The organism is Thiohalophilus sp., from assembly GCF_034521165.1.
Classification (GTDB): Bacteria; Pseudomonadota; Gammaproteobacteria; order UBA6429; family Thiohalophilaceae; genus Thiohalophilus.
In genome coordinates this window covers 91,942-106,518 of record NZ_JAXHMV010000002.1, presented here as the reverse complement: position 1 = coordinate 106,518, position 14,577 = coordinate 91,942, and the positions used below count along the sequence as shown (strand labels likewise).

Annotated in this window: 16 protein-coding genes; 15 read left to right on the top strand and 1 reads right to left on the bottom strand. The window is 59.8% G+C overall.

Annotation, left to right across the window (positions count from 1 at the left end; genetic code table 11):
* The first annotated feature begins 88 nt into the window (after positions 1 to 88).
* The 15 genes from trmJ to U5K34_RS02170 all read left to right on the top strand — a co-directional run bounded on the left by trmJ (position 89) and on the right by U5K34_RS02170 (position 14,197).
* Positions 89 to 874, top strand: coding sequence for a tRNA (cytosine(32)/uridine(32)-2'-O)-methyltransferase TrmJ (trmJ, locus tag U5K34_RS02240; RefSeq protein ID WP_322566890.1), 786 nt, complete (start codon positions 89 to 91; stop codon positions 872 to 874).
* A gap of 195 nt (positions 875 to 1,069) precedes the next feature.
* Positions 1,070 to 1,903 carry a serine O-acetyltransferase gene (gene cysE / locus U5K34_RS02235; RefSeq protein WP_416224003.1) on the top strand — a complete coding sequence of 278 codons (834 nt, stop codon included), beginning with the start codon at positions 1,070 to 1,072 and terminating at the stop codon, positions 1,901 to 1,903.
* Between the two features lie 119 nt (positions 1,904 to 2,022).
* Positions 2,023 to 2,517, top strand: coding sequence for a Fe-S cluster assembly transcriptional regulator IscR (iscR, locus tag U5K34_RS02230; RefSeq protein ID WP_322566888.1), 495 nt, complete (start codon positions 2,023 to 2,025; stop codon positions 2,515 to 2,517).
* A 167-nt stretch (positions 2,518 to 2,684) separates the two neighbouring features.
* On the top strand, positions 2,685 to 3,116 hold the full coding sequence (gene ndk, locus U5K34_RS02225) for a nucleoside-diphosphate kinase (RefSeq protein WP_322566887.1): 432 nt from the start codon (positions 2,685 to 2,687) through the stop codon (positions 3,114 to 3,116).
* Between the two features lie 30 nt (positions 3,117 to 3,146).
* The gene (gene rlmN, locus U5K34_RS02220) at positions 3,147 to 4,262 is read left to right on the top strand and encodes a 23S rRNA (adenine(2503)-C(2))-methyltransferase RlmN (protein ID WP_322566886.1); all 1,116 of its coding nucleotides are present in this window, start codon (positions 3,147 to 3,149) and stop codon (positions 4,260 to 4,262) included.
* Positions 4,259 to 5,032, top strand: coding sequence for a type IV pilus biogenesis/stability protein PilW (gene pilW, locus U5K34_RS02215; RefSeq protein WP_322566885.1), 774 nt, complete (start codon positions 4,259 to 4,261; stop codon positions 5,030 to 5,032). The genes rlmN and pilW overlap by 4 nt, the downstream gene beginning before the upstream one ends.
* A 10-nt stretch (positions 5,033 to 5,042) precedes the next feature.
* Entirely contained in the window at positions 5,043 to 5,498 is a 456-nt protein-coding gene (locus U5K34_RS02210; protein WP_322566884.1) for a helix-turn-helix domain-containing protein, read from the top strand.
* A gap of 376 nt (positions 5,499 to 5,874) precedes the next feature.
* The gene (gene hisS, locus U5K34_RS02205) at positions 5,875 to 7,155 is read left to right on the top strand and encodes a histidine--tRNA ligase (RefSeq protein ID WP_322566883.1); all 1,281 of its coding nucleotides are present in this window, start codon (positions 5,875 to 5,877) and stop codon (positions 7,153 to 7,155) included.
* Positions 7,156 to 7,196: 41 nt separating this feature from the next.
* The gene (locus tag U5K34_RS02200) at positions 7,197 to 7,871 is read left to right on the top strand and encodes a tetratricopeptide repeat protein (protein ID WP_322566882.1); all 675 of its coding nucleotides are present in this window, start codon (positions 7,197 to 7,199) and stop codon (positions 7,869 to 7,871) included.
* Positions 7,868 to 9,061, top strand: coding sequence for an outer membrane protein assembly factor BamB (gene bamB, locus U5K34_RS02195; protein ID WP_322566881.1), 1,194 nt, complete (start codon positions 7,868 to 7,870; stop codon positions 9,059 to 9,061). Before U5K34_RS02200 ends, bamB begins: the two co-directional genes overlap by 4 nt.
* Before the next feature lie 45 nt (positions 9,062 to 9,106).
* A complete protein-coding gene (gene der / locus U5K34_RS02190) occupies positions 9,107 to 10,501 on the top strand; it encodes a ribosome biogenesis GTPase Der (RefSeq protein ID WP_322566880.1) in 1,395 nt (464 codons plus the stop codon).
* Between the two features lie 242 nt (positions 10,502 to 10,743).
* Entirely contained in the window at positions 10,744 to 11,892 is a 1,149-nt protein-coding gene (locus tag U5K34_RS02185; protein ID WP_322566879.1) for a hypothetical protein, read from the top strand.
* A gap of 11 nt (positions 11,893 to 11,903) precedes the next feature.
* The gene (locus tag U5K34_RS02180; protein ID WP_322566878.1) at positions 11,904 to 12,341 is read left to right on the top strand and encodes a hypothetical protein; all 438 of its coding nucleotides are present in this window, start codon (positions 11,904 to 11,906) and stop codon (positions 12,339 to 12,341) included.
* 81 nt (positions 12,342 to 12,422) lie between these two features.
* On the top strand, positions 12,423 to 13,148 hold the full coding sequence (locus tag U5K34_RS02175; RefSeq protein ID WP_322566877.1) for a hypothetical protein: 726 nt from the start codon (positions 12,423 to 12,425) through the stop codon (positions 13,146 to 13,148).
* Between the two features lie 26 nt (positions 13,149 to 13,174).
* Positions 13,175 to 14,197, top strand: a complete 1,023-nt coding sequence (locus U5K34_RS02170) for a tetratricopeptide repeat protein (RefSeq protein ID WP_322566876.1) — start codon at positions 13,175 to 13,177, stop codon at positions 14,195 to 14,197.
* Between the two features lie 142 nt (positions 14,198 to 14,339).
* Here the strand turns inward: U5K34_RS02170 and U5K34_RS02165 are convergent, their stop codons facing one another.
* Positions 14,340 to 14,555 (bottom strand): hypothetical protein, encoded by a 216-nt coding sequence (locus tag U5K34_RS02165; protein ID WP_322566875.1) that lies wholly within the window; start codon positions 14,553 to 14,555, stop codon positions 14,340 to 14,342.
* Between the last annotated feature and the right edge of the window lie 22 nt (positions 14,556 to 14,577).

The window sequence follows — 14,577 nt, the reverse complement described above, 5'->3', positions numbered from 1 at the left end:
GGTTGCCAAAGAACAAAACGCCGGCGGCGCCGGACGTCAAGGTGCGCTATTGTAACAGGCTCAATTCAAACTGACAGGATGATTTGTAATGTCGGCAAAGCAGGACGATGACCTCAACGCCCGCCTGTCCCGGGTCAGGGTGGTGCTGGTTAACACCAGTCACCCGGGCAACATCGGCGCCGTGGCCCGGGCGATGAAAAACATGGGCCTGACGCAACTGGTGCTGGTCAATCCGGCGGAGTTTCCCAGCGGCGAGGCGCGCGCCCGGGCCTCCGGCGCCACCGATCTGCTCGAGCAGGCACGGGTAGTCGACTCCCTGGATGCGGCGGTGGCCGACTGTGCGGTAGTGCTGGGCGCCAGTGCCCGCCTGCGCAGCATCCCCTGGCCAAGCCTGGATCCGCGGGCTGCGGCCGAACGGGTCCTGGATACCACCGAATCGGCCCAGGCGGCCCTGGTGTTCGGCCGCGAGAACAACGGGCTGACCAACGAGGAGCTGGACCGCTGTAATTATCTGGTGCATATCCCGGCCAATCCCGAATACAGTTCTCTGAATATCGCGGCCGCCGCCCAGGTGCTGGTCTATGAGCTGCGTATGAGTCTGCTGGATCAACTGGGTCGGCGGGATAACCGCTTTCACAGCGATCAGCCCCGGGCCACCGCCGAGGATCTGGAACGGCTGTATGCGCATTTGCAACAGACCCTCACCGAGCTCGACTTTCTCAAGCCCAGTGCGCCGCGTCAGATCATGCGTCGCCTGCGCCGGCTCTACGGCCGGGCCGAGCTGGACCGGATGGAGATCAACATCCTGCGCGGCATCCTCAACGCCACCCGGGACAAACTGGCGCAGGCAAAGACTGAAGAATCAGAGCGTTAGTGGTAAAGTCTTTAATTCAGGAACGCTCTCGCCGAGGCGCGGAGCCCGCCGGGTTTGAAAATGACAGTGTCCAGCGTTCTGGCACTGCGCTTGATTGAGCCACTGCCGCAAAACGAACATTTTTCTTGCTGCTGCTCTGCGCCTTGGCGAGCGTTTAATACCACCAACAGACAGGTCGGTGTCGGTAAACAGATGATGTTTGGACGAATCAGAGAAGATATCCAGTGTGTGTTCGAGCGGGATCCCGCCGCGCGCAATACCTTCGAGGTGCTGACCACCTATCCGGGGTTGCATGCGGTGGTGCTGCATCGGTTCACTCACGCCCTGTGGACTCACCACCTCAAATGGCTGGCGCGGTTGCTCTCCAATCTGGGTCGCTGGGTGACCGGGATCGAGATCCATCCCGGGGCGCAAATCGGCCGGCGCTTTTTTATCGACCACGGCATGGGCGTGGTGATCGGCGAGACCGCCGAGATCGGCGATGATTGCACCCTCTACCATGGCGTGACCCTGGGCGGCACCACCTGGCAAAAGGGCAAACGCCATCCCACTCTGGCCAATGATGTGGTGGTCGGCGCGGGCGCCAAGGTGCTGGGGCCCATCACCCTGGCCGAAGGGGTGCGGGTCGGCTCCAACGCGGTGGTGGTCAAGGATGTGCCGGCCGGGGCGACGGTCGTCGGGATTCCCGGACGCGTCGTGACCAAAGTGGAATCGGGCGGGGAACCGGGGCCGGAGGATGAACGACGCAAGGCCTTCGCCGCCAGGATTGGCTTCGATGCCTATGGCACCACCCAGGATATGCCCGATCCGGTGGCCAACGCCATCAATTGCATGCTGGATCACATTCATGCCATGGACCAGCAGATGGAAACGATGTGCCACTCGCTCAAGACCCTCGGTATGGAGGAGGAGGTGGAGCTGCCCGATCTCGGCGCCTGCGAGATCAGCGCCCGCGATCTGAAGCAGGCCGATGAATTCGCCGCCAGCGCGGAGTCGGCGGAAGAGCCTGACAAGTCTGAAAAGTCCTGAGTATAATAGGGTTAAAAATCGACCATAAAGCTGCCGTCAGATTCTTGACTAAAATAGTAGGGCTTGCTAAGTTAGCAGAACGTTGATGGTAAACCCACATTACGAGACAGGACTGAGCAATGAGACTGACTACCAAAGGCCGCTACGCCGTGACCGCCATGCTGGATCTGGCGCTGCATTATAAAGAGGGTCCGATCACGCTGGCGGATATTTCCCAGCGTCAGGGCATTTCCCTCTCCTATCTGGAGCAATTGTTCTCCAAGCTGCGCAAAAACGGCCTGGTCGACAGCACCCGGGGTCCGGGCGGCGGCTATCGTCTGAGCCGGGATGCCCATGAAGTGGCCGTGGCCGATGTCATCACCGCGGTGGATGAAAAGGTCGAAACCACCCGTTGCGGTGGCCTGTCCAATTGCCAGGACGATCAGCAGTGCCTGACCCACGAGCTGTGGACCGACCTGAGCGAGCAGATTCACGACTTCCTCAAGGGCATCAGCCTGGGGCAACTGGTCGAGCGTCAGGGGGTCCAGGAAGTGGCCGCTCGCCAGGAACGCCAGCAGCAGGTAACCTTCCACTCGCCCCAGGGCGAAGACAGTAAGGTCGCCTCCGGCAGCTGAATCCCGGCCCGCCCGGCTTCGCACCGGGCGGCGCATGTCGGCCACACCTGTGGATTGCCTGTCACCCCGGCATGGGGATAAAATTCCCTATTACCATTTGTGATTTAAACCCGCGCCCCGGTGCGGGTTTATGCTATCTTGCTAATCGAATTCAGGAGACACTGTGCATGGCCGTTGAACGTACGCTTTCCATTATCAAACCCGATGCCGTCGCCAAGAATGTGATCGGCGAGATTTACAGCCGCTTTGAAAAAGCCGGTCTGCAAGTCGTCGCCGCGCGGATGCTGCACCTGAGCCAGGAGCAGGCCGGGGAGTTCTATGCCGTGCACAAGGAACGTCCCTTTTATAATGAACTGGTCGAATTCATGACCTCCGGTCCGGTCATGGTTCAGGTGCTCGAAGGCGAGGAGGCCATTGCCAAAAACCGGGAAGTGATGGGCGCCACCAATCCGCAGGAAGCCGCACCGGGCACCATTCGCGCCGACTTTGCCAGGACCGTGGATGAAAATGCGGTACACGGTTCCGATGCGCCCCAAACCGCCAAAGCGGAAATCGCGTTCTTCTTCAAGGACGATGAAATCTGTCCGCGTACCCGCTAATACGACGCACCCCGAGGAGCATATATCACTTTGAGCGAGCACGATAAAGTCAATCTGCTGAATCTGGATCAGGCAGGCTTGCAGGCCTTTTTCGCCGAACAGGGCGAGAAGGCCTTTCGTGCTACCCAGGTGATGAAATGGATCTATCAGTTTGGTGTCGACGAGTTCGGCGCCATGACCAATCTTGCCAAGGGACTGCGTGAAAAACTTGACCAGGTGGCGGAAATTCGCCCGCCGCAAGTGGTCAGTGAACAACGTTCCGAAGATGGCACCGTCAAGTGGCTGTTGCAGGTAGATAACGGCAACTGTATCGAGACGGTATTCATTCCCGAGGATCATCGCGGCACCCTGTGTATCTCTTCCCAGGTCGGTTGTGCACTGGACTGCACCTTCTGCTCGACCGCGCAGCAGGGTTTTAACCGCAATCTCTCCAGCGCCGAAATTATTGGCCAGCTGTGGGTCGCCAACCAGCGCCTGCATGCCATTCCGCGCCAGCAACGCACGATCAGTAACGTCGTGTTGATGGGGATGGGCGAGCCGCTGCTGAATTTCGACAATGTCGTGCGCGCCATGAACATCATGATGGAAGATAACGCCTACGGCCTGTCCAAGCGACGCGTGACCCTCAGTACCTCCGGTATTATCCCGGCGCTGGATCGTCTCAAACAGGTCAGTGACGTCAGTCTGGCCGTGTCGCTGCATGCACCGAATGACGAACTGCGCGATCAGCTGGTGCCGATCAACCGCAAGTATCCGATCAGGGAACTGATGGCCGCCTGCCAGCGTTATCTGGCCGACGACTCGCGGCGCAAGATCACCTTTGAGTATGTGATGCTCGATGGCATTAACGACAGCCCCGAGCATGCCCGGGCGTTGATCCGCTTATTGCGCCACGTTCCCTCCAAAATTAACCTGATTCCGTTCAATCCGTTCCCCGGTACCGACTATCGCTGTTCCGATGCGGCCACCATCAACCGCTTTCGTGATATCTTGATGGAAGCCGGGCTGATGACCGTGACCCGCAAGACCCGGGGTGAGGATATCGATGCCGCCTGCGGCCAGTTGGCCGGCAAGGTACAGGATAAAACCAAACGCAAACTTCGTCGTGCGAGCGAGCCGATGCCAATCAACAGGGTGGGAACATGACTCAAGAGCTGCGTTATGGACTGTTACTGATCCCGGCGCTGTTGCTTGGCGCCTGTACCACCACCGGTAAACCGGAGCTGTCCGATGAACGTCTGCAACGGGCTTCCGAACTCAATGCCGAGCTGGGCGTTCGATACATGCAGCAGGGCGATAACGAACGCGCCATGGGCAAGCTGCAAAAAGCGATAAGCCAGAACGAAGATAATGCCCGGGCCCACCACTATCTGGGTGAGCTGTATCGCCGGGTCGATCGGCCGCAGAAAGCCGAAGACCATTTCAGGCAGGCGTTGGAGATTACCCCCAACGATCCCTCGTTGCTGAACAATTACGCGGTATTGCTCTGCGATATGGAAAAATATGCCGAGTCGGATCGCTATTTCAACAAGGCGCTCGAAGATCCGGTTTACTCCGGCAAGGCCGGCGTGTACGGGAACATGGCCCAGTGTGCCGAAACCCAGAACAATCTCAAGCGGGCCGAGGAGTATTACCTGCAGGCGCTGCGCCTGGATCCCAAACTGCCCGCGGCCAATCTGGGCATGGCCCGGATGACCTTCGACATGAGTCTGTACACCCAGTCCCGCCAGTACCTGGAACGGTTCCTGGAGCGTCGTCAGCATAACGCCCAGAGCCTGTGGCTGGGGATTTTGCTGGAACGCCAAGCAGGTAACAGAAATCGGGTCGCCAGCTATGCGATGTTGCTCAAGGGACGGTTTCCCGATTCCGAGGAAGCCAGCAAGCTGAGAAAACTCGAACGCCAGGGCAAATTATAAAGGAGCGAACATGGAGCGGGAGGCGTCACAACAACCGGAAATGCCGCCCGCCGAACCGCGCATGTGGCCCGGTAAGCGTTTGCGCGAGGCCCGCGAAGCCCGGCAACTGACCCGCGAAGAGGCCGCCCGTCAGTTGCATCAGGAAGTGACCATCATTCAGGCCCTGGAAGAGGACGACTATGCCAGCTTGCCGGGGCAGACCTATGTTCTCGGCTACCTGCGCAGTTATGCCCGCTTGCTGAAACTGCCGGAGGACGAAATCGTCGCGGCGGTCCAGATCGAGCAGGCCGAAACCAGTGAACTGCTTCCCGAGAATATTGATTACGACAAACCGGTCCGCCTGGGGACACGCGGACATCGCACCTGGCTCTATCTGGTGTTGATTGTGTTGATCCTCGCCGGGCTGGCCGGGCTGTTTTTCAGCATTCCCCTGCCGTTTGACCTCGGGCTGTTGCCATCGCGCTAAATCAGCGTTCCGAATACCCGTCCATTTTACCGAGTCGCCTGGATCAAGGCGCAACGCGACGGATCCCGATTTTGCGGGGGGCAGGTGGAACCGCTTCGCTTGTTCCACCCTACAGAGGGGGTGATCGGCTATTGGGAACTTTTATCTAGATAGCGGATTTGAAACAGGCGCCACTGACAAGTCGAAGTGGCCCTGCCGGGCCCTGTCTGACGCGTAATTTGGAACATCTATCCAGCCTGTCTTGCTCCGGAATGGTCGAGGCGCAGAATTTACGCCGATCCCTCGCCTCATCCCGACCCGAATCGCGTATAATGGCGGCCGTTTTTCAGTGCCGGAAACAGACTTTTCGGCCCGACAACCCGCACAGGATATCAACGTGGCAAACGCAGTCCAGGCAATCCGGGGTATGAACGATATTCTGCCGGCAGAATCCCCGCGCTGGCAGTTTGTGGAGGCCCGCTTCGGGCAGTTGATGGCCGGCTATGGCTATCAGCAGATCCGCCTGCCCATCGTCGAAAAAACCGAGCTGTTCAAACGCTCCATCGGCGAGGTGACCGACATTGTCGAAAAGGAGATGTACACCTTCGCCGATCGCAACGGCGACAGCCTGAGTTTGCGCCCCGAAGGGACTGCCGGTTGTGTGCGTGCCGCCATCCAGAATGGCCTGCTGAACCAGGGCACACAGAAGCTGTGGTATGCCGGCCCCATGTTCCGCCACGAGCGACCGCAAAAAGGGCGTTATCGCCAGTTTTACCAGCTCGGGGTCGAGGTCTTCGGTCTGCCGGGGCCGGATATCGATGCCGAGCTGATCATCCTGACCGCCCGGCTCTGGCAGCAGCTTGGGCTGGCCGACGATGTTCGCCTGGAACTCAATACGCTGGGCACCAGCGAAGCACGACGTGCCTATCGTGAGGTCCTGGTCGAGTACTTCAGTGCCCATCAGGCGCAGCTCGATGAGGACAGCCAGCGGCGGCTGCACAGTAATCCGCTGCGGATTCTCGACAGCAAGAACCCGGACCTGCAGGCGCTGATCGAGGCGGCACCGCGCCTGCAGGATCATCTGGACAGTGAATCGGCCGAGCATTTTGCCCGCCTGCGGGAACTGCTGGAGGCCGTTGGCATCGAATACCGGGTCAATCCACGGCTGGTCCGCGGGCTCGATTATTACGCCAAAACCGTGTTTGAATGGGTCACCGATCGGCTCGGCGCCCAGGGCACGGTGTGTGCCGGCGGCCGCTTCGACGGTCTGGTCGAGCAACTGGGCGGCAAGCCGACCCCGGCGATGGGGTTTGCCCTGGGAATGGAACGGCTGGTGGCCTTGCTGGATGAGCACCCCTTCGATGAGACACCGTACCGGCCCCATGCTTATCTGGTATTACCCGGTGCCGAAGCCGAGGTAGCCGGCTTGCGGTTGGCCGAGCAGCTGCGCGATGCCTGCCCGTTGTTGCGGCTGCAGGTTCATTGCGGTGGCGGCAGTCTGAAAAGCCAGATGAAAAAGGCCGATCGCAGTGGCGCGGCCCTGGCGCTGATTCTGGGCGAGGAGGAACTCTCCAGCCAGCATGTCATGGTCAAGGACTTGCGTGGCGATACACGGCAAAAGGGAGTGGCCCAGGCTCAACTGGCCGCGTTTTTGGCCCGGCACTTTTCGCTGGCCTGACGCTTCGTCGCCAATCTCGCATTAATTAATAGGATACAGTAATGGCACAGTTTGAACGTAGCGAAGAAGAAACCATCCAGGCGATCAAGGACTGGTGGGCGGAAAACGGCCGGGCGGTCATCGCCGGCGTGGTGCTGGGCATCGGCGGGATCGTCGGGGTGCGTTACTGGTTCGACGCCCAGGCAACGAGCCGGCAAGAGGCCTCGCAGCTCTATAGCCAGGTAATGATGGCCGTGCAATCCGGCAACCGGCAACAGGCGCTGGAACAGGTCGGGACCCTGACCGATGAGTACGGTTCAACCGTGTATGCCAGCCTGGCAGCCCTGGGCATGGCCCGGCTGGAACTGGAAGCCGGTGAGGCGGACAATGCCGAACGTCATTTGCGCTGGGCGCTGGAGAACAGCAAGACCGATGAATACGCGCATCTGGCCCGCCAGCGGCTGGCCCGCCTGCTGATTGCCCGGGAGCAGCCCGGGCAGGCCGCCAAACTGCTCGAAGGCGTCGACGAAGGAGGCTACGCGTCGATCTACGCCGAAATCCGGGGCGATATCGAAGTCGCTCGCTCGCAGCCGGAGGCGGCGCGCAGCCACTATCAAACTGCGCTTCAGCAGGCCAGCCAGCCGCTGCGCCTTCAGCTGCTGGAGATGAAACTGGCCGAGCTGTCCCCCGACAGCGCGGGTCGAGACCCGATCCAGAATAACGAGGTGCAACCGTGAGATCCTTGCTGTTGATGGTCGGCGCGGCGCTGGTACTGAGCGCGTGCAGTTCCGCCAATCTCAAGCCGCCGCGTGAGCTGGAACCGCTTGCCGAACCCGAGGTGCGTATCGAGAGCCTCTGGTCGGGCCAGGCCGGTCGCGGGGTGGGAGAGCAATATCTGCATTTGCCGGTTCGCCACCATGAGCAAACAGGCTACGCGGCCGACTATCAGGGCTATGTCAAAGCCTTCGAGCTGGCTACCGGCAAGCTCCAGTGGGAACGTCAGACCGATCTGGAACTGGCCACCGGCGCCGTGTATGACAACGGTCGCCTTTATTTCGGGACCCGCCAGGGCGAGGTGGTGGCCCTGTCCGCCGATGATGGCGAGATCCTCTGGCGCGCCGAGGTCTCCAGTGAAGTGATCGCCGCACCGGCCGTGGCCGACGGGACGGTGGTGGCGCGCACCAACGACGGCAAACTGTTCGCCCTGGAGGCCGACAGTGGCGCGCGCCGATGGGTTTACGATCGCAGCGTGCCGGCGCTGACTCTGCGCGGTAACAGCGCACCGGTGATAGCCAACGACCTGGTGATTGCCGGCTCCGACAACGGCCGCCTGAGCGCCCTGGTGTTGAGCAACGGTTCGGTATTCTGGGAGACGGCGATCAGTTATCCCTCGGGCAAGACCGAACTGGAGCGTATGATCGATATCGATGCCGATCCGGTGGTGGTCGGCGACGTGGTGTATGCCGTGACCTATCAGGGGCGGCTGGCGGCGGTCGACATCAGTTCGGGGCGCATTGTCTGGGCCCGGGATATGTCTTCCTATACCGGCATGGCGGTGGATGATTACCGGATTTATCTCAGTGACAGCGAGGGCCAGGTCCTGGCGCTGAACCGGCGTAACGGGGCCACCCTGTGGCGCCAGGACAAGCTGCTGCGGCGCAGTGTCACGCGCCCGCAACTGGATGGGCCCTATCTGGTGGTGGCCGATTACGACGGCTATTTGCACTGGTTGCTGCGCGAAAGCGGGGAGCTGGCCGGGCGCGCCCGCATCAACGCCGGGTTTTATCTGATGACCGATGAATACGACGGTTACGATCCGGCGTTTCGCAAGGAAAACAACGTGTTGACCCGGCCGCTGGTGGCCGGCGAGCGGGTCATCGCGGTGGATCGCAAGGGTTATCTGGCCGCCTTCGGGCGGGCCGAATAACGGTGTCGCATTTCAACTTGTCAGCACTCTGATTCAGGAACGTCCATGCAACCGGTCATCGCGCTCGTCGGTCGTCCCAATGTCGGCAAGTCCACCCTGTTCAATCGCCTGACCCGCTCGCGGGATGCGCTGGTGGCCGATCAACCGGGGCTGACCCGGGATCGCCAGTTCGGCGATGGCAAGCTGGGTGACAAGCCCTATATCGTGGTGGATACCGGCGGTCTCAGCGGCGAGGACGACACGCTGGACAGCCTGATGGCCAGCCAGGCCTGGCTGGCGGTGGAACAGGCCGATGTGGTGCTGTTTATGGTCGATGCCCATGCCGGGCTGATGCCGGACGATCAACAGATTGCCGAGCGTCTGCGTCAAACGGGCAAGCCGGTTTATCTGGTGGTCAACAAGGCCGACGGTCGCGATGCCGATCTGGTCTGTGCCGAGTTCCATGCCCTGGGGCTGGGGGCGCCCTGCGCGATCGCCGCCAGCCAGGGGCGTGGCCTCAAGCCGTTGATCAACGCCGTGCTGGCGAGCCTGCCCGAAGCCGAGACGGTGCCGGCGGCGGAACCGGCCGGCATCAAGGTGGCGATCATCGGCCGGCCCAATGTGGGCAAATCGACCCTGGTCAATCGCATTCTCGGCGAGGAGCGGGTGCTGGCCTATGATATGCCGGGCACCACCCGGGACAGTCTCTATCTGCCCTTCGAGCGCGACGGTCAGGCCTATGTGCTGATCGACACCGCCGGGGTGCGGCGCCGCAGCCGGGTCAAGGAAACGGTGGAAAAGTTCAGTGTGATCAAGACCTTGCAGGCCATCAAGGATGCGCATGTGGTGTTGATGCTGCTCGATGCCCACCAGGGCATCAGCGAACAGGACGCCAGCCTGCTCGGGTTTGTGCTGGAGTCCGGCCGGGCGCTGGTGCTGGCGGTCAACAAATGGGACGGCCTGCAGCAGGAGCAGCGTGACTGGATCCGGCGCGAGCTGGAGGCCAAACTCCCGTTTCTCGGTTTTGCCGAGGTGCATTTCATCTCGGCCCTGCACGGCACCAATGTCGGGCACCTGTTTGAATCGATCATCACCGCGTATGAGTCGGCGACCCGGACGCTCTCCACGGCGGCCCTGACCCGGCTGTTGCACGATTTGGTCGAGGCCCATCCGCCGCCGCTGGTGCGCGGTCGCCGCATCAAGCTGCGGTTTGCTCATCAGGGCGGGCAGAACCCGCCGGTGATCGTGATCCACGGTAACCAGACCGCGTCCGTGCCGGACAGTTACCGCCGTTATCTGATCAACGGCTTTCAAAAACATCTGAAACTCGAGGGTACACCGGTCCAGATCGAGTTACGCAGCGGCGACAATCCCTTCGCTGGCAAGAAAAACAAACTCACCGCGCGCCAGGTGCACAAGCGCCAGCGCCTGCGTCGCTTTGTGGCCAAACGCAGCAAATAACCCTCTCGCGGGCAATGTCATAACCCATCTCATGACTCAGGGAAAACCCTAACCCTGTGATATTCGGGCAGATATTCCGGTTTCTTTTGTCACATAATTGTTACACTCTGGTTTAATTCTAACCAGCGTTTCGCTAGAATGAACGCCGTTTGGGGTAATACCATTGGGTATTTCTTGTCCGACGGTTCGTGCACTTGCCTGGTTGACGATCCGGCCCGGATACACACATTGGGAGAACAACAATGAATAAGCACATCCTTGCCCTGGCGGGCGGGTTGCTGGCGTGCGTTTCACTGCCGCTCCAGGCGGTGGAAGTGACCGTCAGCGGCTATGCCTCCTTTGCCGGCACCTACAGCGACAGCGAAGACTCGAACGGCAATCCGGTTCCCTATTATTTCGAACTGGCGGACGATACCGCCCGGTTCGACACCGAAGATAACGATATTGGTCTGCAGTTTTCGGCGGCGGCTTCTGACAAGGTCGACATGACCGTGGTTCTGCACGCCCAGGGCGGTGCCGATAACTACGACATCGACACCCAGTGGGCCTACGCCTCCTACCATTTCAATGACGAGCTGGAACTGCGAATGGGCAAATACAAGGGCCCGTTCTACATGATCTCCGACTACAAGGACGTCGGTTACGCTTATCCCTGGGTGCGGCCGCCGCTGGAAGTCTACAGTACCAACCCCATCGAGGCGTTGAGCGGGCTGGATCTGATCTGGCAGAAAAACGTGGGCGATCTGCGCTATCTGTTCGAGATCTATGCCGGTAACGGGACACATGATGCACGAATGTTACCCGAGTCAGCTGACTTTATGGACGCAATGTTCTCGACGGGTTCAAAACCTGGTGATCCAGTTAGTTTTGAAACCCCGAATTCTCGTGGGCTCAATGTTTCAGTTTCCGGCGATATAGGTAGCTTCCGTTTGGGTTACTATGAAACTGATGTTAATGCTCAAGTCGGTCCATTTACCCTGGATGAAGCGCCCGGTTCATTTACTTCTGCCGGGTTCACTATCGACTGGAACGACATGGTGGCCTACAGCGAATACATCATTCGTGATACCGATGACAGTCAGGCCATGCAATTTGCTTTCCCTGATCAGGAAGCCTATTACCTCACCCTGGGTTACCGGGTGGATCGCTTCCTGCCTTATGTGACTTACGCCAAAATCGACGAAGGTGATTTCAAATCGCCGGTTGCCCAGGTCCAGGAGTCCGTAGCTCTGGGGCTGCGCACCGAAATCGGTGACGCTTCCGCGATCAAATTTGAAATCATGAATGCGGAGCCGCAAGCGAACTCGGCCGGTAGTACCTACGGCCTGTTCAATGCCGGTACCGTGGAAGACGGCAATATCTATACCGTCACCTTCGATACGATTTTTTAAGAGAGAGTCCAATGCGTAAGTTACAGAATGTCTTTAGCAAGGCGGCGGTCCTCGTATTGCTGCTGGCCGGGATTCAGACCGTCCAGGCGGAGATTGCGGTCATCACCCACCCCGGCGTCAAGGAAATCGGTGTTTCCCGTGAACAGGTGGCCGATATCTATATGGGCAACAGCAAAAGCTTTCCCAACGGCGTATCCGCCAAACCGGTGGATCAGTCTACCAACAGCCCGGTCCGCGAGAAGTTCTACAAGGCGGTGGTCAGAAAGTCGGCCAGCGAGGTGAATCGCCACTGGTCCAGACTCAAGTTCACCGGCAAGGGCAAACCGCCCCGGGTGATCGCCGGCGATGAGGCCGTGAAAGAGTGGGTGGCCCGTAATCCGGGCGCCATTGGCTATATCGATGGCAAGTACCTCGACAAGAGCGTCAACGTGGTACTGATCATTCCCTGATTAACGTTCGATCGGCCCTCCAGGGAGGGCCGATACTTTTCTTCAACCGCTTAATTAACCGACTGGCGAAGTCTTTCGAGAATGAAAAAGTCGCTTTTAATTATCTTGCTGGGTTTTGTACTCGGCGGTGTTGCCGTGGCGCAGGACGATCCGCTGAAAAGCCTGTTTTCGTTTCAGCAAAAGATGGCCAACAACGGCAGTGCCGGTGCCATGATGAAGCTCGGCGAGATGTATGAACAGGGCCAGGGCACCGAGCAGAGTTACGACAAGGCGCTCGAGATGTATGAAAAAGCCCGCGCGGCCGGACATAGCGATGCCCAGGCGGCCATCGCGCGCGTGAAGCGTGCCCGTCAGGCGCAAAGCCAGGCCGCCAGCGAAGAGGCCGAGCGAGCCCGTGAAGCCCGGCGTCGCGCCGAGGAGGCAAAACGCCGCGCCGAGGCCGAACGCAAGGCACAGGAGGCGCGTCAAGCCCGGGAAGCCGCCCGGCAAAAAGCCCGTCAGGAGGCCCAGGCCAAACAACGCGCCGAGGAGCAGGCTCGCCGCGAAGCGGAGGCAAAGGCCCGGCGTGAAGCCGAGGCCCGGGCCAAAGAACTCGCGCGTCAAAAAGCCGAAGCTGAAGCCCGGCGCAAGGCCCGGGAGCAGGCCCGGCTGGAAAAAGCCCGCGCCGAAGCCGAGGCAAAGGCCAAAGCGGCTGAAAAACCCACACCGTCAGAAAGCCAGCCCGAACAGGTCGAGACCAACGATGAGCGTTTCAAGTCGGATCCCTGCAAGGGGCCGGCTGCCCGGGTGATGTCAATCTGTAAATAAGTCGTACGCACAGCAGGCAGAAGACGATGACAAATTATTTTTACAAGGTTCTGATTCTGGTGGCCGCCCTGGCGGGTGCCGGGTTTTCCGCGCCGCTGATGGCCGATATGGGCCAGTTCAAACTGGATATGATTCTGGCCGAGCGGGGCGATGCCGATGCCCAGTATTATGTGGCCAATGCCTATGAAGAAGGTCGCGGTACGCAGGAGAATATGAAAAAAGCCTTTGAGTGGTATCGCAAGGCCGCTGCACAGCAGCATGGTGCCGCCCAGTACAAGCTCGGTGTGATGTATGAAAACGGGATGGGGGTGGAAGAGGATCTTAAACAGGCCATGGAATGGTACAAGCAGGCCGCGGAAAACGGCAGTACCCTGGCCGAGGAGCGCATGAACAAGGCGGCCTTTGCCCGCAGCGAGGCGGTCATGAAACGCCGTATCGCCGCCATGAAAGAAGAGCAGCGGCAGCAGGAGCAGGCCGAAAAGCAGCGCCGCGCCGAAGAGCAAAAACGCAAACAGGCGGCCGCGGCGGCCCGTGCCCGGGAAGCCGCGTTGCGCAAACAACGCGAGCAACAGGCCAGAGCCAGAGCCGCGCAGCAAAAACAGGCGGCTGCCGCCTCCAGCAAACCGGCAGCAACCCGGCGCGTCAATATTCCCAATCTTGCCGAACTGGTGTTAAACAACCAATGGCAGCGGGACGCACAGCCGGCCGACTTTTTACCGTCTGCCAGCACCCACTGTCTGAGTGCCTCGGATGCCGAAGTCGTCTGTTTCTCCAGCGAAAAACAGCGGGTCATCAACGGGATGCGCGTGACCTATACGACCAAGGCAACATTGACCGACTTCAACGCCGACGGCAGTTTCCAGGTCAAATACAATTACAATGCAATCAAGCTGGATCAGGCGGACTCACGCGGCATGCAGGCCGATCCGCATGGTCTGAAACTGGAGCAGGGCTGGCAGGAACCGTCATTGACGGCCCGTTGCCAGACTTCGGATCGGAGCAACCTCTATTGCCGACGGGGCAATATCAGGCTGCATTATCAGCGCTGATACCTTACTGATCTCCCGAAACATCACACTTTTTATATTCTGATCTGGCTGCGAGTTTGTTGATTCTCACGACAAACTCGCCGCTTGCCATTTTTGATTGTTGCAAGCCTGCCGTGTCATCGATTCATTCCCCGGTGATTCGTTAATCCGTGGTGTCAGCAAGTGCCCGATGCGGCACGTGCGCTAATGTGTCCTGCCAGTTCGAATTGGGCTGGTCCGCCCCCAGCAGCTGACACCGACCGACTTCGTTTTCATACCAGCCCCGGTCATGTTGAAGGGGTTCGACACTGTAACCCCACCAGTTGCCATTGGCGTCCTGTGCGATCCAGTTGACCCAGTCGGGGATCGAAAAATTCACTGCAGACATAAAAACGTGATGA

Bases quoted from the DNA above. Each gene is read 5' to 3' on its own strand.
- cysE (WP_416224003.1), top strand. From the start codon at position 1,070: ATGTTTGGACGAATCAGAGAAGATATCCAGTGTGTGTTCGAGCGGGAT.
- U5K34_RS02180 (WP_322566878.1), top strand. From the start codon at position 11,904: ATGCGTAAGTTACAGAATGTCTTTAGCAAGGCGGCGGTCCTCGTATTG.
- U5K34_RS02175 (WP_322566877.1), top strand. From the start codon at position 12,423: ATGAAAAAGTCGCTTTTAATTATCTTGCTGGGTTTTGTACTCGGCGGT.
- U5K34_RS02200 (WP_322566882.1), top strand. From the start codon at position 7,197: ATGGCACAGTTTGAACGTAGCGAAGAAGAAACCATCCAGGCGATCAAG.
- U5K34_RS02185 (WP_322566879.1), top strand. From the start codon at position 10,744: ATGAATAAGCACATCCTTGCCCTGGCGGGCGGGTTGCTGGCGTGCGTT.
- der (WP_322566880.1), top strand. From the start codon at position 9,107: ATGCAACCGGTCATCGCGCTCGTCGGTCGTCCCAATGTCGGCAAGTCC.
- ndk (WP_322566887.1), top strand. From the start codon at position 2,685: ATGGCCGTTGAACGTACGCTTTCCATTATCAAACCCGATGCCGTCGCC.
- iscR (WP_322566888.1), top strand. From the start codon at position 2,023: ATGAGACTGACTACCAAAGGCCGCTACGCCGTGACCGCCATGCTGGAT.
- trmJ (WP_322566890.1), top strand. From the start codon at position 89: ATGTCGGCAAAGCAGGACGATGACCTCAACGCCCGCCTGTCCCGGGTC.
- U5K34_RS02210 (WP_322566884.1), top strand. From the start codon at position 5,043: ATGGAGCGGGAGGCGTCACAACAACCGGAAATGCCGCCCGCCGAACCG.
- U5K34_RS02170 (WP_322566876.1), top strand. From the start codon at position 13,175: ATGACAAATTATTTTTACAAGGTTCTGATTCTGGTGGCCGCCCTGGCG.
- pilW (WP_322566885.1), top strand. From the start codon at position 4,259: ATGACTCAAGAGCTGCGTTATGGACTGTTACTGATCCCGGCGCTGTTG.